General features: G+C 44.4%; 24 protein-coding genes. 11 read left to right on the top strand and 13 right to left on the bottom strand.

Translation table 11 applies throughout. The features are described 5' to 3' along the window. Position 1: 1 nt before the first annotated feature. From QXL29_00275 to ndk, 10 genes are all read left to right on the top strand, one after another. Positions 2 to 748, top strand: coding sequence for a hypothetical protein (locus tag QXL29_00275; GenBank protein ID MEM2283038.1), 747 nt, complete (start codon positions 2 to 4; stop codon positions 746 to 748). Beyond that, on the top strand, positions 745 to 1,515 hold the full coding sequence (locus QXL29_00270; GenBank protein MEM2283037.1) for an isopentenyl phosphate kinase: 771 nt from the start codon (positions 745 to 747) through the stop codon (positions 1,513 to 1,515). The genes QXL29_00275 and QXL29_00270 overlap by 4 nt, the downstream gene beginning before the upstream one ends. Further along, complete coding sequence (gene fni / locus QXL29_00265; GenBank protein MEM2283036.1) at positions 1,506 to 2,579, top strand: type 2 isopentenyl-diphosphate Delta-isomerase; 1,074 nt, start codon at positions 1,506 to 1,508, stop codon at positions 2,577 to 2,579. The genes QXL29_00270 and fni overlap by 10 nt, the downstream gene beginning before the upstream one ends. A gap of 34 nt (positions 2,580 to 2,613) precedes the next feature. Beyond that, positions 2,614 to 3,621 carry a polyprenyl synthetase family protein gene (locus QXL29_00260; protein ID MEM2283035.1) on the top strand — a complete coding sequence of 336 codons (1,008 nt, stop codon included), beginning with the start codon at positions 2,614 to 2,616 and terminating at the stop codon, positions 3,619 to 3,621. A gap of 1 nt (position 3,622) precedes the next feature. Beyond that, entirely contained in the window at positions 3,623 to 4,057 is a 435-nt protein-coding gene (locus QXL29_00255; protein MEM2283034.1) for a DUF2118 domain-containing protein, read from the top strand. Beyond that, the gene (locus QXL29_00250) at positions 4,050 to 5,834 is read left to right on the top strand and encodes a glutamate--tRNA ligase (GenBank protein MEM2283033.1); all 1,785 of its coding nucleotides are present in this window, start codon (positions 4,050 to 4,052) and stop codon (positions 5,832 to 5,834) included. Before QXL29_00255 ends, QXL29_00250 begins: the two co-directional genes overlap by 8 nt. An 86-nt stretch (positions 5,835 to 5,920) precedes the next feature. Then, entirely contained in the window at positions 5,921 to 6,304 is a 384-nt protein-coding gene (rpl7ae, locus tag QXL29_00245) for a 50S ribosomal protein L7Ae (GenBank protein ID MEM2283032.1), read from the top strand. A gap of 167 nt (positions 6,305 to 6,471) precedes the next feature. Then, on the top strand, positions 6,472 to 6,735 hold the full coding sequence (locus QXL29_00240) for a 30S ribosomal protein S28e (GenBank protein ID MEM2283031.1): 264 nt from the start codon (positions 6,472 to 6,474) through the stop codon (positions 6,733 to 6,735). 11 nt (positions 6,736 to 6,746) lie between these two features. Then, the gene (locus tag QXL29_00235; protein MEM2283030.1) at positions 6,747 to 6,941 is read left to right on the top strand and encodes a 50S ribosomal protein L24e; all 195 of its coding nucleotides are present in this window, start codon (positions 6,747 to 6,749) and stop codon (positions 6,939 to 6,941) included. Then, positions 6,938 to 7,363: a nucleoside-diphosphate kinase gene (ndk, locus tag QXL29_00230; GenBank protein ID MEM2283029.1), complete on the top strand. Its 426-nt coding sequence runs from the start codon at positions 6,938 to 6,940 to the stop codon at positions 7,361 to 7,363. Before QXL29_00235 ends, ndk begins: the two co-directional genes overlap by 4 nt. A 78-nt stretch (positions 7,364 to 7,441) precedes the next feature. Here the strand turns inward: ndk and QXL29_00225 are convergent, their stop codons facing one another. From QXL29_00225 to QXL29_00170, 12 genes are read right to left on the bottom strand one after another with little or no spacing between them, the layout of a single operon-like run. Beyond that, positions 7,442 to 8,416 carry a complex I subunit 1 family protein gene (locus QXL29_00225; GenBank protein ID MEM2283028.1) on the bottom strand — a complete coding sequence of 325 codons (975 nt, stop codon included), beginning with the start codon at positions 8,414 to 8,416 and terminating at the stop codon, positions 7,442 to 7,444. Positions 8,417 to 8,418: 2 nt separating this feature from the next. Beyond that, positions 8,419 to 8,760 carry a hypothetical protein gene (locus tag QXL29_00220; protein MEM2283027.1) on the bottom strand — a complete coding sequence of 114 codons (342 nt, stop codon included), beginning with the start codon at positions 8,758 to 8,760 and terminating at the stop codon, positions 8,419 to 8,421. A 10-nt stretch (positions 8,761 to 8,770) separates the two neighbouring features. Next, on the bottom strand, positions 8,771 to 9,271 hold the full coding sequence (locus tag QXL29_00215; GenBank protein MEM2283026.1) for a Na+/H+ antiporter subunit E: 501 nt from the start codon (positions 9,269 to 9,271) through the stop codon (positions 8,771 to 8,773). Then, the gene (locus tag QXL29_00210; GenBank protein MEM2283025.1) at positions 9,268 to 9,675 is read right to left on the bottom strand and encodes a sodium:proton antiporter; all 408 of its coding nucleotides are present in this window, start codon (positions 9,673 to 9,675) and stop codon (positions 9,268 to 9,270) included. Before QXL29_00210 ends, QXL29_00215 begins: the two co-directional genes overlap by 4 nt. Beyond that, the gene (locus QXL29_00205; GenBank protein MEM2283024.1) at positions 9,672 to 10,457 is read right to left on the bottom strand and encodes a Na(+)/H(+) antiporter subunit B; all 786 of its coding nucleotides are present in this window, start codon (positions 10,455 to 10,457) and stop codon (positions 9,672 to 9,674) included. The genes QXL29_00210 and QXL29_00205 overlap by 4 nt, the downstream gene beginning before the upstream one ends. Then, the gene (locus tag QXL29_00200; protein MEM2283023.1) at positions 10,441 to 10,686 is read right to left on the bottom strand and encodes a hydrogenase subunit MbhD domain-containing protein; all 246 of its coding nucleotides are present in this window, start codon (positions 10,684 to 10,686) and stop codon (positions 10,441 to 10,443) included. The genes QXL29_00205 and QXL29_00200 overlap by 17 nt, the downstream gene beginning before the upstream one ends. 2 nt (positions 10,687 to 10,688) lie before the next feature. After that, positions 10,689 to 11,060: a monovalent cation/H(+) antiporter subunit G gene (gene mnhG / locus QXL29_00195; GenBank protein MEM2283022.1), complete on the bottom strand. Its 372-nt coding sequence runs from the start codon at positions 11,058 to 11,060 to the stop codon at positions 10,689 to 10,691. Beyond that, positions 11,057 to 11,338: a monovalent cation/H+ antiporter complex subunit F gene (locus QXL29_00190; GenBank protein MEM2283021.1), complete on the bottom strand. Its 282-nt coding sequence runs from the start codon at positions 11,336 to 11,338 to the stop codon at positions 11,057 to 11,059. Before QXL29_00190 ends, mnhG begins: the two co-directional genes overlap by 4 nt. Further along, complete coding sequence (locus tag QXL29_00185) at positions 11,335 to 11,787, bottom strand: 4Fe-4S binding protein (GenBank protein ID MEM2283020.1); 453 nt, start codon at positions 11,785 to 11,787, stop codon at positions 11,335 to 11,337. The genes QXL29_00190 and QXL29_00185 overlap by 4 nt, the downstream gene beginning before the upstream one ends. A 6-nt stretch (positions 11,788 to 11,793) precedes the next feature. Beyond that, positions 11,794 to 12,900, bottom strand: a complete 1,107-nt coding sequence (locus QXL29_00180; GenBank protein MEM2283019.1) for an NADH dehydrogenase subunit D — start codon at positions 12,898 to 12,900, stop codon at positions 11,794 to 11,796. Next, a complete protein-coding gene (gene nuoB, locus QXL29_00175; protein ID MEM2283018.1) occupies positions 12,890 to 13,906 on the bottom strand; it encodes an NADH-quinone oxidoreductase subunit NuoB in 1,017 nt (338 codons plus the stop codon). The genes QXL29_00180 and nuoB overlap by 11 nt, the downstream gene beginning before the upstream one ends. Positions 13,907 to 13,911: 5 nt before the next feature. Continuing rightward, positions 13,912 to 15,450, bottom strand: coding sequence for a proton-conducting transporter membrane subunit (locus QXL29_00170; protein ID MEM2283017.1), 1,539 nt, complete (start codon positions 15,448 to 15,450; stop codon positions 13,912 to 13,914). Between the two features lie 335 nt (positions 15,451 to 15,785). Between QXL29_00170 and QXL29_00165 the strand changes: the two genes are divergently transcribed. Next, complete coding sequence (locus tag QXL29_00165) at positions 15,786 to 17,096, top strand: deoxyribodipyrimidine photo-lyase (GenBank protein MEM2283016.1); 1,311 nt, start codon at positions 15,786 to 15,788, stop codon at positions 17,094 to 17,096. A gap of 66 nt (positions 17,097 to 17,162) precedes the next feature. Here the strand turns inward: QXL29_00165 and infB are convergent, their stop codons facing one another. Further along, positions 17,163 to 19,523 (bottom strand): translation initiation factor IF-2, encoded by a 2,361-nt coding sequence (infB, locus tag QXL29_00160; protein MEM2283015.1) that lies wholly within the window; start codon positions 19,521 to 19,523, stop codon positions 17,163 to 17,165. Positions 19,524 to 19,573: the final 50 nt, after the last annotated feature.

Below are 19,573 nucleotides of genomic sequence, written 5' to 3'. Positions count from 1 at the left end.
GGTGAAGCTTACTAGAAGCGGCTACGTATGGATCCCCTTATTCCACATACCTATACCAGACAGACATAACCCCATAATATTTTTTCCGACAACATACGAAATACTTACTGAAGCTGAAGTAGTCAGAGAAACTTCAAGAATTTTTGTTTCTGGGTCTATAGAGCCCTCATTCATTGAGAGCAGAATCAGAGAGTTTCTCAAGCTCCTCTCATCGGAGCTAGATATGGAGTTTTCTTTGAGGTTGAGAGTGAAGACCTCAAGTAAATCGTTAAGAGAATATACGTATGTCCATGCTACTAATACTATTCTAGAGTTATTGGGTGGTAAGCTAGACAGTGACATTATTGAAGCTGCGTGGAGGATAGATTCTAAGATAGGCTTACCTCACAGTGTTTTTGGTTTAAGGCTTGCTGACTTGATTGGGAGGCCCTACATATGGAGGTTTGGCGAGGAGTACGTAGAGATTGATAAGCCCTTAGTCGCTGAAGTAACAGATATTTCTGAGGTAGCGCTTCAGTCCCTTACTGACCAGCCGTTTATCGACTACTTGACTCATTTAGCAGGTAACGTGATCATCAGTGTCTTCAGTAATCTGAGGGAAGAGAAAGACGTGAGTAAGTTTCTGAGATTATATAATGCTTTGTGGTATGTTCTTTACGGTGTTCAGCCACCTAAAAGTGAGAAGGGATTAGCACTGATATTCCCAGACATCGACAAGGCCTTTAGTGTTGAGGTGATTATTAAGTGAGTGCTGTAGTAAAGTTAGGAGGCTCAGTAATAACGAGGAAGAACGAACCTTTCTCAGCCCGGTCAGACGTAGTGTTTAGACTTGCTGAGGAAATATCTAGTTTCTTACGTGGAGATAAGAGACAAGAGCTCATACTAGTTCACGGGGGAGGTTCTTTCGGTCACTCGCTAGTTAGGGAATGTCTTGAGAAGGTAGGTCACATAAACACGCAATGCTATACTAGAGTAGCTTTTTACATGGACTTCCTTAATCACTTAATAACTGAGGTCTTACTAGCTTCTGAGGTGCCGGCGGTCAGGATACCGCCCAGGTCTATATGCTGGGGAGTAGAATTCAGAGAATGCGATTTTAGCGTGGTTGAAAGGTTTATAAGTTCAGGCATGGTGCCAGTTCTTTACGGCGACGTAATAATCTCAGGTAGTGAACTGAAAGTTCTTTCGGGAGATGACATAGTGTGGTATTTGACTAAGTCTCTAGGTTTGAGGAAAGTTATTTTCGTTACAGACGTTAATGGTGTGTACGATAAGGACCCGAAGCTCTGTGAAGATGCGCGAGTCTTAAGCAATATGCACGTAAGTGACGTGTTGAGGGAAGCTAGTTTTTGGGAGGTTTCCGACGTTACGGGAGGGATGCTTAATAAACTGAAGAAGCCTCTATCTCTCGGTATTAGGGGTGTGACGGTTTACGTTGTTAATGGTCTTATACCGGGTAACTTATTAAATGCTCTTGAAGAAAAGAATGTAGTAGGGTCTGTTCTATGGGTTTAAGTAATGAGGCCCAGTTGAGGAAGCTGGAACACGTAGATGTCGTCTTGAAGGAGAAGGTAGAGGGACCTAACACTACTTGGCTCGAGTACGTGTTTCTAGTTCATCAGGCATCTTCTGAAATTCCCCTGAGTAGCGTTAACTTAGAGACTTCGTTTCTTGGGAAAGTCTTGAAAGCCCCAGTAATGATTACCGGCATGACTGGAGGAGCGCCGGGCACTGAAGAAATAAACGGCAAGCTCGCTAACGTAGCTGAGAGATTTGGGATTGCTCTAGGAGTTGGTAGTCAGAGAGCTGCTATCGAGGATCCGAGACTTGAACAGACCTTCAAAATAGTTAGGGAGTACGCCAAGAGCATACCCCTAGTAAGTAATATTGGAGCGCACGAGTTCGTGAAGTACGACCTGAGTCAGATAAGCAAATTAGTAGACATGATTAACGCGGATGCGCTGGCTGTCCACCTAAACTTAACTCAGGAGGTTGCTCAGCCTGAGGGAACACCTGACTTCAGAGGTTTAATGACTAAGGTGAGACTTGTCGTTAGAGAACTCCCTGTCCCCATAATGATTAAAGAGGTGGGTCAAGGACTTTCGTATGAGGTTGTCAGGGAGTTAAGCGAGGCTGGAGTCAGGCTGTTTGATGTGGCGGGGGCAGGAGGGACTAACTGGGTCTTAGTAGAGAAGTATAGAGCTCAGAGAATGAATAATAGGCTTAAAGAATTAATTGCTACAAACATAGCTGACTGGGGGATCCCTACAGCAGCATCAATAATAGAAGCTAGGAGAGCAGCTCCTGATTCTATAATCATAGGTTCTGGAGGTATCAGGTCTTCTGTTGATGCAGTTAAAGCGTTGAGGATAGGAGCTGACCTAGTAGGGTTAGCAGCTCCTGTTCTCAAGGCTTATTACGGCGGTTACCTAGAAGAGTTTCTGCAAGCGTTTATTCACGGCATTAAGGCGCTTGTAGCATTGACTGGGAGTAAAGACCTCACAGAGCTGAGGCGTAAGCCTATTATAATCACCTCTATTTTGAGGGAATGGCTAGTAAGTAGAGGCTTCACTCTTTAAATTCTAGGTTTTACCTTATGATTAGGTGTGTTAGGTGAGTCAAGACTTCAGCAAACTAATGAGTTACGCTAGGCACGTAGCTTCCGAGGTAGATAAAGTAATTAGCGAGGTCATCAGCGGCGAGCCTAAGAAGCTTTATGAGGCTTCATACCATCTGATCAGAGCAGGTGGTAAGAGGTTAAGGCCTCTAGCTTTAGTGTTAAGTGGTCGGATGTACGGGCTTGACGAGAATGTGGGAGTTCGTGCAGGAGCTTCTGTAGAGATTTTGCATAACTTCACGCTAGTTCATGATGATATAATGGATAAAGACGCGTTTCGCAGGGGTGTTCCAACAGTTCACACAGTCTACGGTGAAGATATGGCGATACTTGCTGGTGATTTGCTCTTTGCTAAAGCTTTTGAAGCTTTAGGAAGGCTTTCTGGGTTAGTGCCTGCTGACAGGTTAGTCAAAGCATTTAAAGAACTTACTTGGGCTGCCGTCACGGTCGCGGAAGGGCAGGCACTAGATATGGAGTTTGAACACAGGTGGGATGTCACGCTTGACGAGTATTTAATCATGGTTTATAAAAAAACTGCAGCACTTTTTAAATCAAGCTTAGTTATAGGAGCTCTCTTAGCAGGCGCTCCCGAAAATGAAATTACTAATTTAGAGAAGTTTGCTGAAGGTGTTGGTATAGCTTTTCAGATAAGAGATGACGTGCTTGGTTTAGTTGCTGATGAGTCTGTGTTAGGAAAGCCTGTCTACAGCGACTTAAGAGAAGGAAAGAAGACTGTCTTAGTGATTTATTCTCTGAGTAAACTGAGCTCAGATGAGGGAAAGAAACTGATGAGTACTTTAGGAAAGAGAGATGCTAGTATTGAAGAACTTAAGAGCGTGGCCGAACTAATCAAGTCTACTGGTGCTGTAGAATTCGCTGACAGCTTAGCTGATAAATACCTCAAGCAAGGTCTTGAAGCATTGAGTAGGGTGAGACCTGTTGATCAAGAAGCTAGAGACTTATTACGAGACTTAGCTCTCTTCGTTGCTGCGAGGAATTACTAAAATGAGTTCAGTAAGTTCTGGGGAAGCACGTAAGGGTTTTCTGGACTCTCCTGAAGCATATAACCAACCTAAATGTTACGTTAAAACACGTGATGACATCAAGAGTATTCAGTGTCATGAGTTGGTTGAGATGTTGATGTCTCCGCAGAGACCTGATGTCTTAGTCTGTAATGAAGTCATGAACAAATGTGTTGAGGTTCGCTCAAGCGATAAGCTCGCCGTTGTTGAGGTTAGCGGTAGTGAGGTCTTCGTGAACGTCCGAGAATGTGATTATGTTAAACGTGATAGTAAGCTAGCGTACATCATAACTAGCAAGAGAGAAGTACGAAGCTTGAGGTCAGACTTCGAAGGCTCGGTAGTGTTAATTCATGAAGTGCCTGTCTCAAGACCTTCTAAGGTCTTAGTCTTTATTAAGGAGGGTGGCGTTCGTGAGTAATGAAGCAATACCCCCAGAAGTTAAGAAGCTGATTAGAGGGCTAGCTCTCAAGAACGCTTACGAGCACGGGGGAAAGGCTGTAGAAGGTCCTGTCATAAGTGCTGTTTTAGGAGAGCATCCTGAGCTAAAGCCTCTAGCTAGAGAATTAGCTAAGTACGTGTCTCAGGTCGTCAGGGAAGTCAACTCACTGAGTTTTGAAGACCAGAAAAAACTCTTAATGAGTGAGTTTCCAGAGTTGTTAGAGCAGAAGAGGGGGAGAGAAGAAGAGAAGAAGAGGCTACCGCCACTCCCTCAAGCTGACCAGTATAGAGTGATTAGAACCAGATTTGCCCCAAATCCAGATTTTTACATACACTTAGGGAACGCTAGACCAGCTATACTGAGCTATGAATACGCGAGAATGTATGGCGGGGTAATGATTCTACGTTTCGAGGACACTGACCCTAGGATAAAGGCTCCGATTCCAGAAGCTTACCGTCAAATAAAAGAAGATTTGAAGTGGTTAGGTGTTGAGTGGGATGAGGAGTATATCCAGTCTCTGAGGATGAAGCTATACTATGAGGTTGCTGAAGAGCTCTTAAGTAGGGGTGCAGCTTATGTTGATTTATGTTCTCAGAAAGCTTTTAGAGAGTTTAGGCTGAGGCGTGTAGCCTGCCCGCACAGGAATGTCACTCCTGAGAAAAACTTAGAACTCTTTGATAAGATGAGGTCAGGCTATTTTAGTGAGGGTGAAGCCGTACTTAGGGTAAAGACAGACTTAAATCACCCGGACTTCTCAGTAGTTGACTGGGTTGCTTTCAGGATTATAGACACGGGCAAGCACCCGCACCCTATAGTAGGTTCTAAGTATGTTGTGTGGCCTACATATAATTTTGCTGCGGGAGTAGACGATCACTTGATGGGTGTTACGCACATACTCAGGGGTAGGGAGCACGCACTCAACACCGTTAAGCAGAGGTACGTGTATCAGCACTTAGGCTGGGTTTATCCCGCCGTATTAAATCTAGGTAGACTCAATTTAGAAGGGCTTATTCTGAGTAAGTCTAAGATAAAGGAATTAATTTCTAGCAGGCCCGGCGAGTTTGAGGGTCCTTCTGATATTAGATTCGGCACGATAGCTTCGTTGAGAAATAGGGGTATTGAGGCTCAGACTGTGCGTGAGATAATCATTGATGTGGGTATTAAGCAGAGTGACGCTTCTATAAGCTGGGACAACATAGCTGCTTTAAATAGAAAACTCATAGATAAGAATACGAAGAGATTAATGGCTGTTTTCACCCCTATAGAGTTGCGAATCTCTAATTATTCGGGTCCCACTAAAGCTGTCTTAGCTAATCATCCTGAGAACTCTTTCCTAGGTAGTAGGGAGATATTACTAGACGTTTCTTCAGGGGAACTACGGGTACTCATAGATCGCGGTGATTTAGAGGAAGTCAAGAAGGCAGGAATGTTTAGGCTGATGGAATTATGTAATGTGAGGTTAGTTGAGATAAGAGAAGACGTGCTAGTTAGTGAGTACGTGGGTAGAGACCTAAAACAAGCAAAAGAAGCTAGGATGCCTATAATTCAGTGGGTCCCTGCAAGAGATAATGTCAAGCTAGAGATACTAGTCCCTAAAGACCTCGATCTTCGTAGAGTGAGTGGGTTAAGTGAGCCAGCATTGAGAGAGCTAGAGCCAGAGAGTAAGGTGCAGTTAGTTAGGTATGGTTTCGTTAAGATACGTAAACGCGCGTTAAGCAAGGAAGATTTCGTGGAAGCTGTGTTCATGCATGAATAAGAAAACTTTACTTCCCGATTTTCGTTGAAAGCTTATAAGTCTTAAGTTACCTATAATCTCTGGTACGACGACCAGAGGGGATGAGGATGAGTAAACCTGTTCACATAAAGTTTAAGACACCGCCAGAAATAGCTGAGAAAGCTTATGAAGCTGTTAAGAAAGCCAGAGAGACTGGCGGAAAGGTTAGGAGAGGAGCCAACGAAACTACCAAGGCCGTCGAGAGAGGCTTAGCTAAGATAGTAGTAATAGCTGAGGATGTGGAGCCTCCTGAGGTAGTGATGCACCTCCCACTATTATGTGAGGAAAAGAAGATACCGTACATATACGTTCCCAGCAAGAAGAGGTTAGGTGAGGAATCAGGACTTCAGGTAGGCGCTGCAGCAGTAGCTATAGTTGAGCCCGGTCAAGCTAAGGAGTTAGTAGAGGAATTAACTAAAGCATACCAAGATCTTAAAGCTAAGGGCGCCTAGGCCAACTCAAGCATCGTAGCTCAAACAACACCTAATTAGTTTTTGTGTGAAGGTTTTAGATAAGTCAGGAGACTTCTGAGTCTACTCTTAACAGACTCAGTCATTAAACCTGGTAACACACGAAATACTTATAAGTGTATTTCAAGTCATCTTTAAGGTGTTGAGGAGTGAGTGGGGAAGGCAAGAAGGTCGACATAACTCAACAACCGACTGAAGTTACTGAGGAGTTTGGGTTTCCGGCTGAGGTACTCCAGATAATAGGACGTACGGGCGTTACTGGAGAGATTACTCAGGTTAGGGTTAGAGTTCTCGAGGGCAGAGATAAAGGCAGGATACTGACGAGAAACGTGAAAGGTCCTGTGCGTGTAGGAGACATAATTATTTTGAGAGAGACCGAAAGAGAAGCTAGGAAACTCACTGCTAGGAGGTAAGGTGGTTATTAATGGTTCGAGTAGATAAGTGTTCATTCTGCGGTAGCGAAATACCTCCAGGCACTGGATTAACTCTGGTTAAGAATGACGGCACGCTCCTTCATTTCTGTTCTAGCAAATGTTTCAAGAACTATAAACTGGGCAGAGACCCTAAGAGAGTCCCGTGGTCTAGATACTTCTTAGGTAAGAAGAGCTCGAGGGCATGAATTTGCTGGAGAGAACTGTAGTGATAGTGAAGCCTGACGGAGTCAGGAGAGGACTAATAGGCGAGGTAATAAAGAGGATTGAGAATAAAGACCTCAAAATAACTCGTTTAAGGATGATATACCCCACCGTAGAGTGTATTGAGCGACTATACGACGTCCATAAAGGCAAGCCGTTCTACGAAGACTTAATAAAGTTCATGGCTTCCGGACCTATAGTAGCTATGGTTGTTGAAGGGGATGAAGCTGTCAAGGTAGTGAGGAACTTGATAGGCTCTACAGACGGTAGGGAAGCACTTCCAGGAACTATAAGAGGGGATTACGCCCTCTCTGTAAGAGAGAATATAGTTCACGCGGCTGACTCTGTTGAAAGAGCTGAGTACGAGATTAAGATTATTTTTTCAGAGACTTGCGGTGACTTCTAGATACGCACATTAGTGGTTGACTCTGAGGATCTAGAGAAGAGAGAGATTAAGGCAAATCTTTTCTTAAAGGTTTTCGTCTTATATTGAGGCTAAGACCAGGCTGAATATAGCTAGTGGGTAGAGGTATTTCAGGATGAATTTTACGGCTTGTTCAGGCTTATACCTTGGCAGGATGTTATCTAGGATTGTTATTGCTGCGAACACCCCTATTGTCTTTAGGTATAGAGTCATAGCTCCTTGAATTGTGAACTCTGGTTGGAACGGGTAGGTTCCCCCGAGGAAGAGTGCTGAGAAAATTAATGGATATACTATCCTCTCAGCGAACTTGAGGAAGAAGCCCAGAGCCAGTCTCGGACCGCCGAGCTCTGTGAAGATCCCCCAGTATATTTCTGACTCAGCCTCGGGAGTGTCAAAAGGCTTAGTCATTAAGATGGCGAGCATAGCCGTGAAACTCACTATCAAAGCAACAAACATAGCAGCAGTCTTTGACGGCGACACAAGCCAGGAATTTCTTGAGTTTACAGTTGCTAGGTAGAGCGAGTACTCCGCTCCAAAATATCTAGAGGATATAATAACCGGAACGAAGAGACTGATCGCGTAGACAGGCTCTGAGACCGCTAGTAGCGCGAGATATCTAGCAGCCCCTATGTTTGCGTAAGGATTAGGGTGCGCTAGAGATAAGTAGGCTAGGGAAAAGGGGATTACAAGGAGAGAATAAAGAATCACTATGAAGTCAAATGATGCTTGAAGAGGATAGTAGGCGACAGGGAGCACTAACTGAGCAACGATGATAAGCCCTATCGCGAAGCAGATTGCTAGAATAGGGCTCAGCCTTAATGAATACTTGTTGATTAGATCTTTTTTCGAAACAAGTTTCAACAAATCTGCTAATGGTTGGAGGAGTCCAGCAGGTCCTGCGTGAACGGGTCCTCGCCTGAACTGAAGTCTCGCCGAGAGCTTCCTACTAATCCACTGAGTGAATATTATGAGCACTATAGTGAAGAGCAAGCCAGGGTAGACTAGAGCTTGAATTAGAAGGTGGAGAATCTCCATACTCACCACCCATACATGAGTGAAGCAATAATTAACATGAGGAGAACTAGCAATCCCAAAGCATACCACCTCCCAACTCCTGTGAATACCCAATACCACCCTCGTACCTTAGTGGTGCCGAGCGCTCTCCTGAAGATATCTCTAACCATTCCGGCTATAGACTGTCTAGGGGGCTCGTCGTAAGGGAAGCCTCCCATAACGATGTAGTCTGAAATCACGTTTCTCTCTTCGGGAGTCTTGGAGGCCACGAGTTTCTGGAATAGGTAGTAGAAGACTAAAAATATTATTGCGCTATTTACTAAACTGAGAACAAGATACGTGATTAGAAAGTCTTGAATACTCATCACTCACCACCTACTCGAATATCTCACGAATACGTTTCTCGAAATCTAGAGAAATCATTCTTTTTGCCTCCTCATCGTTAAGTGAGGGGGCGTTTATCCAGTGAACGTAGAAGTGCTTCTCCTTCTCGTCTAAATCCACAACTACCGTTCCAGGAGTATTTGTTATTGAGTTAGCTACAGCGAACACTGAATAATCACTCTCTAAATCATAAGGAATTCTAACAATAGCCGGTCTGTAGCTCACGTTTGGTTTCAATATTAGTTTTAAAACACTCCAATGCGCCTTAATCTCGATTACTGTGAAGTAGAGAATGAGGTACTGAATAGACTTCAGAAATCTCCCTAGGCTTATTTTCGAGGAATTTTGGATCAATCCTTTGGAAAAGACTGCTGCTACAACAACACCCGACAATACTGCTAAGACTAATTCTACTGTGCTAGTAGATCCTGTGTAAAGCAAATATACCACGGTTAGGAGTAAACCGTAGACTATTATGTAGGCACTCCTCACCTCTCTTCACCTCTCTCAATTCTTAACAGGTTCAGGGTGCCTGTTTCGCTAGCGATCTTGACAGCAATTACAGCCATCAGTATAAAGATAGCTAGTCCTATAACGATCGCCGTTACTATCAAAACCTGTGGAACAGGATCTACACTTAATGTGGCAAAAACTGAAGTCTCGCTACTACTGGGTAATACGGGGTTTTCTAAACTCCCTCCAGGATAGACGGGAGGTGCGGAAGCGGATGGTCTGTATCCTAAGTAGATTAAGAGCACGTAGATAGCATCACTCAATATCGTAAATAGAGCCATTTTCTTAACTATATGTGGCTTCACGGCTAGCCCGTAAGCTGAGAAAGCCATAGTCAGAAGTGTTGTGAAACCTATGTAGTACCAGGCAAGCTCCTCAATCACTTCTTGACCCCCTCCTCAAATACCTTCGTCAAAAGATATAGAGCAACCGTAAACCCTGCAAAGACCGCGACATACTCGAAAACGTTGTATAGTATCAAGCTCCCGGAGAGTAGTATTCGGATAGGTCCTATGTCGACCCACGCCGGGTAAGTGAAGGAAGAGTCTGGCTTCAATAGATTCTGAAATAAGTAGGCATTAACAGACTTCGTATACCCATATATGAGGGGTATAAGCCCGGTCAATGCGATTAAGCTTAATGCGAAACCACGCATGACCATAAGGCGGTCGCTTTTGAAGCCTGCTCTTAAGATGAAACCACTGGAAAACGCGAGCATGAACATTAGTGGTGCCATGACAAAGACGACCCCTCCTTGGAATCCCCCACCAGGTGAAATGTGCCCGTGAACAGCAACAGAGACTGACACTATTACTGTTACTGGAGCCAGCACCCTGACAGCTAATCTCGGTATCAGAGTCATTCGATGATTCTCCACGTCCTGACTAATGACTCTATCAAACAACCCTACCGCAGCGATTATCGCTAAGAAAAGCACTGTTGTCTCGAAGAAAGTGTCGAAACCTCTTTGGTCCCATATTACTGAGGTGACTACTTCGTAACTCGCTGACGTGTAAGGGTTGAGAATATCTGGAATCATTTTAAGATACTTTGAAGCTAGTGTAGTTAAGTCTTTCCACATTGTGAGTAAACCCGTCATATAGAGTAAGAGGTATAGCCCGGCCCCAAGTAAAATTGGAATGATTACTTCAATCCTCTTCCTCATACCTCTCACCTTTTGAGAGTACGTAAAACAGTATTGCCGTGTTTGAGCCGAGCCCGACTGCTATGTAAGCTATGAGTAGGTCTGGGGCTAGGAAAATAGAAAGGACTACTGCGTAAAAAACAGATTCGATTCCAGCGATGATTATGGTCTTGGCTACGTCCCTGGAGTAGACTGCTATGATAGTTGCTATCAGCGCGAGAGTTGAAGCTATTGAAGCGAGCATGAGCATTATCAATTCTTAGCACCCTCCAGCTTCTCTCTTAGCTTGTCTCCTATTACGACTGGCTTAGCTTCTCGCGACCTATATGAAGCTCTAGCCAACGCATGCGTCCCTGAGGGCACTCCGACAGCAATGATTGCAGCCGAGAGTAGGCAGATTCCAGCGAAAGTAAGCTTCATTTGAAGTGCGATATCTAGGCTAAGCGTCATGAGGGCTAAGCCGACGAGAGGGTAGAATCCACCACCTATGGCTCCCACAGTTGCTGCGTGAAGTCTTGTGTAGAAGTCTTTGAACTTGAAGAATCCTACAGCAGCCACCACATCCATGACCCCGCCAACCAGGGTTATGCTTAGCCCAACGTAGAATAAGACTGCATCAATCATTTCTCAGCACCTACCTTATCTAAGTATCTCGCCACGACAATGTCTAGAATAAGGACCCAAGTAGCTAAGGGGACAGCGCCTATCAGGAGGAAGGTTGACTTATAGTATAATGCTATGAGAATGAAAATGACTAAGAGGTCAACTGTCAAGGCGTCCACGGCGAGTGTGGCGTCAGCGATGTTTTTAGACGTAAAGACTCTCACAGAATAAATTATCATTGCTGTTGCGAACAGAGCTATAAGTAGTGGGATGAATTGATCAAGCACTGCTGAATTCACTTAGACTCACCCTCACTTGAGTAAGGTTTTCTGAAATCTTCTTTACTCACCGTACTTTCTCCCAGGGGCTTGACTAGGTCAAATGGTTGTTTAAAAGTTTTGGACTTATCCACAGTAAAGAGCTCGAAGCCGGTAGCGCTCGTCATAGATAAGGCATTAAAGGGGCAATACTCAACACAAAGGGCACAGAAAGTACACTTACTATGGTCTATCCTTGGAAACCTGGACTTAGGATTCTGTGGATACTTACCTTCTACAGATACCATGTCGATACATGCAGCAGGACATACTTGCTGGCACATTGAGCAACCAGTACACTTAGACATATCGAGTACGTGAGCCCCTCTCAACGTGCTTGTTTTAAATGGCTTGTCTCTGTCGGGAACGAGCCTCGTGTAAGGTTTTTGAGCCAAGTACTTTAATGACTTAAGGAGAGTGGAGACGACCATCAACGATCACCTATCAAGGTCTGGTGGACACGGGTCAAGAGATGCGAGAATAACTGGAAAGTCAGCAATAGTTACTTCTTCTTTCTCAAGCAACCTGTTTATTGCCGTAGTGAGGAGAGGCATAGACATGCTTCTCAGCCTTACTCTGTAGGGGCGTCTCCCACCAACACTAACTATGTGGATCATATACTCTCCTCTCGCACTCTCAACTCTCGCAATGCCTTCTCCAGGCGGGGCTGACATCGAAGTTTTCACTCTGAATGGTTTTTCAAGCCTTAGTTCCTCAATAGCTTGCTTGACGATCTTCACGCTCTCTGTAATCTCTCTCAACCTAACTACAGCCCTGTCAAAAGCATCTCCGACCTCCCCAGTAGGCACATCAAAGCTAACCCTATCGTATGCGAGGTAAGGTGCTTTCTTTCTGAGATCGTAAGCTAATCCCCCCGCTCTTAAGCTTGGTCCCGTGATACCGAGTTCTAGCGCTTCTTTCGAACTCAGCTTACCAACTCCTTTTGTTCTTGCCCTGAAGATCTTATTGCCGAGTAGCGCTTTCTTGAAATCTTCTGCAACCTCCTCAACGTAGTTAAGTAGCCTGAGGGTATCTTCCTTGAAGTTAGTGGGAGGTTTAAACCTCACTCCACCAGGAACACTGAGATTGTGGTATATTCGGTGTCCCGAGATCCTAGCAAACCACTTCAAAATCTCTTCTCTAGCGGTTACGGCCCAGTAAGCAGGAGTTCTCAGACCAACGCTACCGCCCATAAAGTGCCCCCAGAATAAGTGGGAGGCTATCCTCCCCATCTCACACTGTATCACCCTCATCCACCTAGCGTTCTCGGGTATTTCAGTCTTGAAAATCTTTTCAACGCTGAGTGCGTAAGCGACTTCTAAATGGTCAGGATCTTCTACACAGAACCTATAACTGAGCGTGACGTTCATTTCCCAAGTTCTATTCTCCATCATCTTCTCAAAACCTCTATGAAGGAATCCTGGAATGGTCTCAGCCTTCACTATTCTCTCCCCATCGAGCCAGAGCTTGAAAGCTATGTTTCCCGGTACCCCAGGGTGCTGGGGGCCGAAGTATATAGTCGTGTAGCTTGAGTTATCTCCCATATTTGTAACCTCCATACATGACTTTCACTACGAAGGAGGCGGTGTCAACGTCTTTTCTTAAAGGTGGGGGTCCCTCCCAATTGTCCTTTAGAATCCACTTACTCAGATCTGGATGTCCTTTAAATTTCACGCCCATCATCTCGTGAACTTCTTTCTCGACGTAGAAGGCTATAGGGTGAATGTCGTGAATGTCGTCGACTGTTGGGTTGACTCGGTCCGTAAACGTCTTAACCCATTTCTGCCAACCCGTTTCTGGGTTCTCTAGAATATAGTATAGCTCGATGACCCCTTTATCAGGGTAGTCAATTGAGTTAATGTTTACGAATAGAGTGTAGCCTTCCTCCTTAAGTTCTGAGATAACCTTTCTGAGCTTTGATGCCTCAATGGCTGTCTTACAAATCTTTAATGGTTCATCGACCTCATAGCATTCTGGGTAAGTTGGCTTAAACTCGTACCCGCTCACGGGCCTAGAAGACTTGAGGGTCTCCTCATATTCTTCCTTAAATCTCTGCTCAAGCTCTTCGTAAGTCTTGATTTTCTCTAGTGCGTCAGTTTTAACTCTTGATAAGTGTTTTTCGAGAGGAGTCTCTGAAATACTGCTTCTAAGATATTTAAGTAGACTTAAGTAGTCGTCTGGCATGGGCATACATCCTGGAACCCAGCCCTCAACCTCAACGAAGTCGTCTAGTCTTTTATAAGTCGCGTAGCTATCCCAATAGAGTCCTCCAGTCGCGGTGCAGTTGCACCCTGCTGCGACATGCCTGGGTTCAGGCATCTGCAAGTACATATTGAGGAACAACTTGACGGTCTTTTTAGTTAAATAACCCATCCCGACATAGAGGTCGCTCTGCCTCGGTGTTGGTGCTGGCATGTATCCGTATCTTTCCCAGTCCACAGGAGACATCACTAGTGGCGGGAACTCTACTGCCCCGCACGCTGAGCAGTAGTGTATCATCCACATGCTCCTACTTCTAGCCCATCTGGCAATCCTATTCAGTAAACCCATTATTTTCACCCTCTAAACAAGGCTTGGAGTACCTCATTGATGTAGAGGCCCCTCCCGTTAAGGAGTATGTTCGAAGCAGGTGCTGTTAGTTGTTCCTGAATTATAGTATAGAATACCCCTAAGGCAATAGTCAGTCCTGCGAGAGCTATAACGTACGCTTCAAGTACTCTACTTAGCCTAACTCCTTCCCGAGGTTTGGGCGACAGGATCGTAGTGACGATCACCTTAATGAAGGAAGCGAGTGAAAGTCCTGAGCCGGCTAGCGCTGTGGCAAGAACTAGCGTATTTAGAGGATTAGCTAACGCAGTGCTCAGCAACTCAATATAGAGCTGAAGCTTTGCGGCGAAGAGGACTGTTGGTGGGATCCCTATCACTGCGGAAGCACCCGTTAAAAGCCCTGCTTGCAGGATCTTTGATTCTCTGAGTACGCCTTGAAGATCATCTAGTCTATCACTACCGACCTCTTCCCTAGCCCATCCCGCTATAAGGAAGAGGAGGGGTTTAACCACCATGTGAGCGATGATGTAGAAAAACGTTACTTGAACCCCAGCAGGTCCTAAGGACAGAGCTACTGCAATATAGCCTGAGTCAAGGATTACGCTATAAGATATGATTTCACTGAATCTTCTGGAATACATCATTCCGATGCCGCCGACTATTATAGTTAAAACACCGAGAGCTCTGAGAGCATTAGCGACTATATCAGGGAATCCGTTCAAGACTGTATAGAATACCCTCATCAGCGCATAATATGCGGCTCCTTCAGAAGCTCCTGCTAGGAGTGAGGAGATGACTGGATGTGCTGAGGAGTAGGCTCCTGGAAGCCAGAAATGTAGTGGGGCGAGAGCTTCATCAACCATCAATCCCCAAAATAACAGCGTGAATAATACTGCTAGGGCTGCGGAAGGACTAGCTAAGTACCCTGAGTAGCCTGTGTTAACCCCGTCAATCACTGCTGCTAAGTACCCGATATTGAGGGTTCCCGCAGCAAAGTATGTTAAGACCACACCTGTAAAGAAGATTAGTCCTCCAACGCCTGCAGTCATAACATACCTGAATACTGCAGTATAGGCTCTCTTAGTTTTCGACATCGCTATAAGCCCGTATGATGAAACCAGTGTGACCTCAATCATTACGAACATGTTAAAGAGGTCTCCTGTAAAAATTATCCCAAGGAGACCCGATTCAAGCCCTAGGTAGAGAGCGAGGAAATACTCATCAACCTTCGTTTTGAAAACGTTTAAAAGAGGGTAGAGAGCTAAGAAGAGCATCGATACCAGTATCGCGAGAGTTGAAGAGAATGCATCAACAACGTAGCTTATCCCTATGGATGGCGGAAAGCCACCGACTGTATAAATTACGACTTTCCCGTCAGCAGTTTCGGAATAAATGACCAAGGTCATAAAGACTGAACCCACAAGCAGAGCTACGGTGACTGCCTGCGTAAGAAACTTTGGAGATCTTAAAACCTTCAGTAACACGATAACAAAAGCTCCAGCCGCGAGTAAATATGGAGTCAGAGCAGTTAAGACTTCCATCCCCATATGTTAATTCACCCGACTCTATACTAATAAATTTAGAAGCCAGCTATATAAAAATTAGCATTTTAGGATAATAAACCAATCGCTTCAGGCTAATCGCAACAATTGCCCTAGAGTGTAAAATCATAGATAAGCACTAATTAGAGTTTGAAATGCGCTTCGTTGATAGTCTAAAAGCTCATGACACCAACCTGGATAGAGCGTTGGGTCTAGTTTCGTGGCTTGTGGATTGAGTCAGCGTCTAAAACGGCTATTGTCGATAAGAAGTCAATTACTGGTGGCTAAGCTTTTAAGCGACTGAATGTTAGTTTTGAATTGAGGTAGTGAGGTTGTCGTGAATGTCTTCTCTTTACATTTTTACTAGGGATCTCAGAGTTGAGGATAATAGAGCGTTATGGGAAGCTTGCAAGAAGAGCGACAAGATCGTTACAGCGTACATTCTCGATTTCGAGGAGCTTAAAGAAAGAGGGATAGAGTATGAAGACCCGAGGTTTAGCTTCTTGATAGAAGCTCTTAATGAGATAAACAACTACACTAAGCTGAGAGTATTTATTGGGAAGCCTGATATCATTTTAAGTTACTTACTTGACAAGTATGGTTTCGATAAAGTCTTTATGAGCCATCCTCACACAGAAACGGAAAGAGAAAAGAAAAGAAGAGTTGAGAGCGTGTGCGAGAGGCATGGAGTAAAGCTAATCACGGTAAAGGATAACGTCTTGACGGACTATACTCAGATAAGAAGCGGAGTGAACTTCACAAGCTTTTACCGTGAGTGGAGGAAGCGCGTGGACGACTCGATTGTCGACCTACCTCCAACTGAGAAATTCGCGGAGGTAGATGAGCCAAGTCTTGAGGAGGTTATTAATAAAAATAAGTGGAGAGTCACGAACAAGAGTAGTTGGAGTCTTAGTGACCTTAAGATGAGGTTACAGAAATTCGACTTTGTTAGGTATGCTTACATGAAGGACCTCCCAGGAGTTGATGGAACTTCAAAACTCTCTCCTTACATCTCTCACGGCATCATATCGGTGAGGATTGTCTATCTCAGGGCAAGAGAGTACTCAGAGGAGTTTGTGAGACAATTAGCTTGGCGAGAATACTATTATTATCTGATGGAGAAACATCCGTGGATGAGAAGACTAGAGCTTAAGCCATATATGAGGAACTTGAAGTGGGGAGATGATGAGGAGTTGTTTAGAGCGTTTACAGAGGGAAAAACTGGATACCCCATAGTTGATGCAGGGATTAAGCAGTTGAAGAAAGAGAAGTGGATTCACAATAGAGTAAGACTTATTGTTGCTAGCTTCCTAGTTAAAGACCTACACATCGACTGGAAAAAAGGAGAAGAGTTCTTTAAGAAGTACTTGATTGATTATGATGAAGCACTCAACATCGGTAACTGGCAGTGGGCGGCCTCAGTAGGCGTTGATCCACTGCCTATCAGGTTATTTAACCCTATACTGCAGTCAAAGAAGTATGATCCAGAGTGTGTCTATATCAAGAAATACCTCCCAGAGCTAGAGAGTTTCAAGTGTGAGGAACTTCACGACCCTCTGAAATACCGTCTTGCAGGCTATCATGAACCAATAGTAAATCACTACACAGCTGTGGAGGAGTTCAGGCTGAAAGTCTTTAGGGGAGGGGCTTGAAAGTTCTCAAGCACTCTATTTTTGTTGTCCTGCGTAGAAGTTTCGATAATGTAGATATGCTGGTTACTATCTTATTTCTTGTGTTTGACTTCTTAGCTTTACAAGAATGCTTAAACCGAATCTCTTGTCTTCTTTTTGTTTGATTTCTATGATTTCTTTTATCAGGTGTATTGTCTCGCTGTTTAGCTCGTTCTTGAAGTCGTTTATGAAGGTCTCTAAGTCTTTCTCTGTTGGGTCTGTATAGAGTATGTCGTTTTCGTCGAAATGCCTGCCGACCAGCACGTCTCCTTCTATAGAGATTGCTACTTCAGAGCCTGACCGAGCTTCTTGTAGTGGTTTACCCTTGAGTTGTATCTGGTTAATCTTACCTAGCAGTCTCCCATCATATCTCATGAGTCTATATCCTGGTCTTATGACACCACCTAATACCCTAACTCCCACTATTGCTGGGTTGCTTCTCCTGAAAACACAGCCTGGGAGTACTTGGAGTTTGGCTGGAAAGACGGTCTTCAGAGCCTTCTCAAGTGCTTCCTTAGATTTCTCTTCAGTAACCCACTCCTCGTAAGATTCTATGAGCTTGTATATTATGCTTTCCCTAAATATCTTCACGCCTTCTCTGAGAGCTAGTTCTTCTATGTCGGGAGGTGCTTTCACGTTGAAAAGCAGTATGACACCTAAGTACTTGTTTTCTTTGGCTACTATAGAAGCTTCTATGACTTCCCTCCTTGTTAGGGGCCCCACGTCAGCTAATCTTACTGGTATCCCCCTGTTCTCAAGCATCGAGACGACTGCTTCTAGAGTTCCTAGAGTGTCTGCCTTGACTACGACACCGACTATATTCTTAGAAAACCTGACCTGCATTAACTCCTCAGCTATCTTCTTACTTACTTCTTCAACTTCCTCCTCATTTTCTACGGCTTGAAGCGGTGCGCCGGCAACTACTTTCTCGATTTCTGGAGCATTTAGTCTAACCCCGGCAGCAGCAACTACCTCGTCTACGCTTATAAAGCTGGCTTCGCCAGCCACGCGCATTTCTTCAAGAGGTCTCGGCATCAACAAAGCTCTGACTCTCGTCGTTACAGGTCCTTCATAACCTCCTAAAACTACTGTGTCTCCTCTCCTAAGTATCCCGTCATATATTATTACGTCAGCGCAGTGTCCTAAGCCGGGAATCTCTTTAACTTCAAGAACTACCCCCTTAGCGGGGCCTGAAGTGAACATTATTCTGTGTGTTAAGAACCTCTGAATAATTCCTGCGAGCACCGCTAGGAGCTCGGCAAGACCCTCGCCACTCTTAGCCGATATGGGTACTATCGCTATAGCTTTTCTGAAATCTTTTATTCTATCATATCTTTCTGAAGGTATGTTCACTTGCGAGAGCTGCCCTACTAAGGCATATATTCGCTTATCTAGTTCTTCTAACGCTTGTTTACTCTGACTCTTTACACTCAGAGTAAATGGAGTGTCTTGAAGACTCTTCCAGCCGGGAATCCTGTCAATCTTGTTAGCAGCTATCACGAAAGGAACCTTCCTACTTAATAAGATCTCTATAGACTCTAGCGTCTGCTTCTTGACTCCCTCCATGATATCAATCACTAGTACAGCAAAGTCAGCAACACTACCTCCCCTCCTTCGTAGGTTAGAGAATGCTTCATGACCTGGCGTGTCAATGAAGAGCAAGCCCGGAATTGTTAGTTTTATCGTGAATATGTTTTTAAGTGGTGATATGATTTTCTCTATCACTGAAGCAGGCACCAAGCTAGCGCCCACATGCTGAGTCATCTCGCCAGGTTCCTTACTAACGACGGCAGTACCTCTAATCTTGTCTAGTAACGTCGTATTATGTACTACAATCCCATTAGCGATAAAAGACTGCGTCTCAGGAACTGAGAGATCGTATAAGAAGCCCTCATAATCCTCTATCTCAACACTCTTTACCTCCTTAAAGAGGAGGTCACGCGACTTAAGAATCACTCGCTTACCAACGTAATTCCCGAAGCCTAGTAAATCACTTTCTGTGATTGTCAAGTCTGGAGTAGCTATCATGTCATGCTTCTCTATCTTATCTGCTCTAACCCACCCATGACATGTTAAGAAAGGGTGCTCAGGCGTTACTCTAACAAACCTCCCATCGCTTAAGACAATCTTGAAAAGAGGCCCCCTATACTTGATTCTCCAGACACTCTCTGTGAAGGCACTACTCACGTACCCACCTAAACTTAATGACAGCACTGGGACTCTCTTCATGAACACCTCGTAATCTCCTACTTTCTGGTTGGGTGATGAGCCCTTAATTAAGGAAGAAATCTCAACAACCTCTCCATTCGCGAGCATCACCTTCTCATTCGGGTGTAAGCACTTGCCATGATCTACGTGTCCTAAAACAGTTACTATAGGTGACCTTAGCTTCTTAGTTTCTTCACTCATCCTCACTACCTACTATTAATGAAACACGAGAATTATTAAGAAAGAAAGAC

It is taken from the genome of Zestosphaera sp., assembly GCA_038843015.1.
Classification (GTDB): Archaea; Thermoproteota; Thermoprotei_A; order Sulfolobales; family NBVN01; genus Zestomicrobium.
This window is presented reverse-complemented; position numbering and strand designations above follow the sequence as displayed.

What these genes read in the sequence shown, in the direction of transcription:
- fni (MEM2283036.1), top strand. Translation starts at nt 1,506, where the DNA reads ATGGGTTTAAGTAATGAGGCCCAGTTGAGGAAGCTGGAACACGTAGAT.
- QXL29_00255 (MEM2283034.1), top strand. Translation starts at nt 3,623, where the DNA reads ATGAGTTCAGTAAGTTCTGGGGAAGCACGTAAGGGTTTTCTGGACTCT.
- rpl7ae (MEM2283032.1), top strand. Translation starts at nt 5,921, where the DNA reads ATGAGTAAACCTGTTCACATAAAGTTTAAGACACCGCCAGAAATAGCT.
- QXL29_00235 (MEM2283030.1), top strand. Translation starts at nt 6,747, where the DNA reads ATGGTTCGAGTAGATAAGTGTTCATTCTGCGGTAGCGAAATACCTCCA.
- ndk (MEM2283029.1), top strand. Translation starts at nt 6,938, where the DNA reads ATGAATTTGCTGGAGAGAACTGTAGTGATAGTGAAGCCTGACGGAGTC.
- QXL29_00225 (MEM2283028.1), bottom strand. Translation starts at nt 8,416, where the DNA reads ATGGAGATTCTCCACCTTCTAATTCAAGCTCTAGTCTACCCTGGCTTG.
- QXL29_00220 (MEM2283027.1), bottom strand. Translation starts at nt 8,760, where the DNA reads ATGAGTATTCAAGACTTTCTAATCACGTATCTTGTTCTCAGTTTAGTA.
- QXL29_00205 (MEM2283024.1), bottom strand. Translation starts at nt 10,457, where the DNA reads ATGAGGAAGAGGATTGAAGTAATCATTCCAATTTTACTTGGGGCCGGG.
- QXL29_00200 (MEM2283023.1), bottom strand. Translation starts at nt 10,686, where the DNA reads ATGCTCATGCTCGCTTCAATAGCTTCAACTCTCGCGCTGATAGCAACT.
- mnhG (MEM2283022.1), bottom strand. Translation starts at nt 11,060, where the DNA reads ATGATTGATGCAGTCTTATTCTACGTTGGGCTAAGCATAACCCTGGTT.
- QXL29_00185 (MEM2283020.1), bottom strand. Translation starts at nt 11,787, where the DNA reads ATGGTCGTCTCCACTCTCCTTAAGTCATTAAAGTACTTGGCTCAAAAA.
- QXL29_00180 (MEM2283019.1), bottom strand. Translation starts at nt 12,900, where the DNA reads ATGGGAGATAACTCAAGCTACACGACTATATACTTCGGCCCCCAGCAC.
- nuoB (MEM2283018.1), bottom strand. Translation starts at nt 13,906, where the DNA reads ATGGGTTTACTGAATAGGATTGCCAGATGGGCTAGAAGTAGGAGCATG.
- QXL29_00170 (MEM2283017.1), bottom strand. Translation starts at nt 15,450, where the DNA reads ATGGGGATGGAAGTCTTAACTGCTCTGACTCCATATTTACTCGCGGCT.
- QXL29_00165 (MEM2283016.1), top strand. Translation starts at nt 15,786, where the DNA reads ATGTCTTCTCTTTACATTTTTACTAGGGATCTCAGAGTTGAGGATAAT.
- infB (MEM2283015.1), bottom strand. Translation starts at nt 19,523, where the DNA reads ATGAGTGAAGAAACTAAGAAGCTAAGGTCACCTATAGTAACTGTTTTA.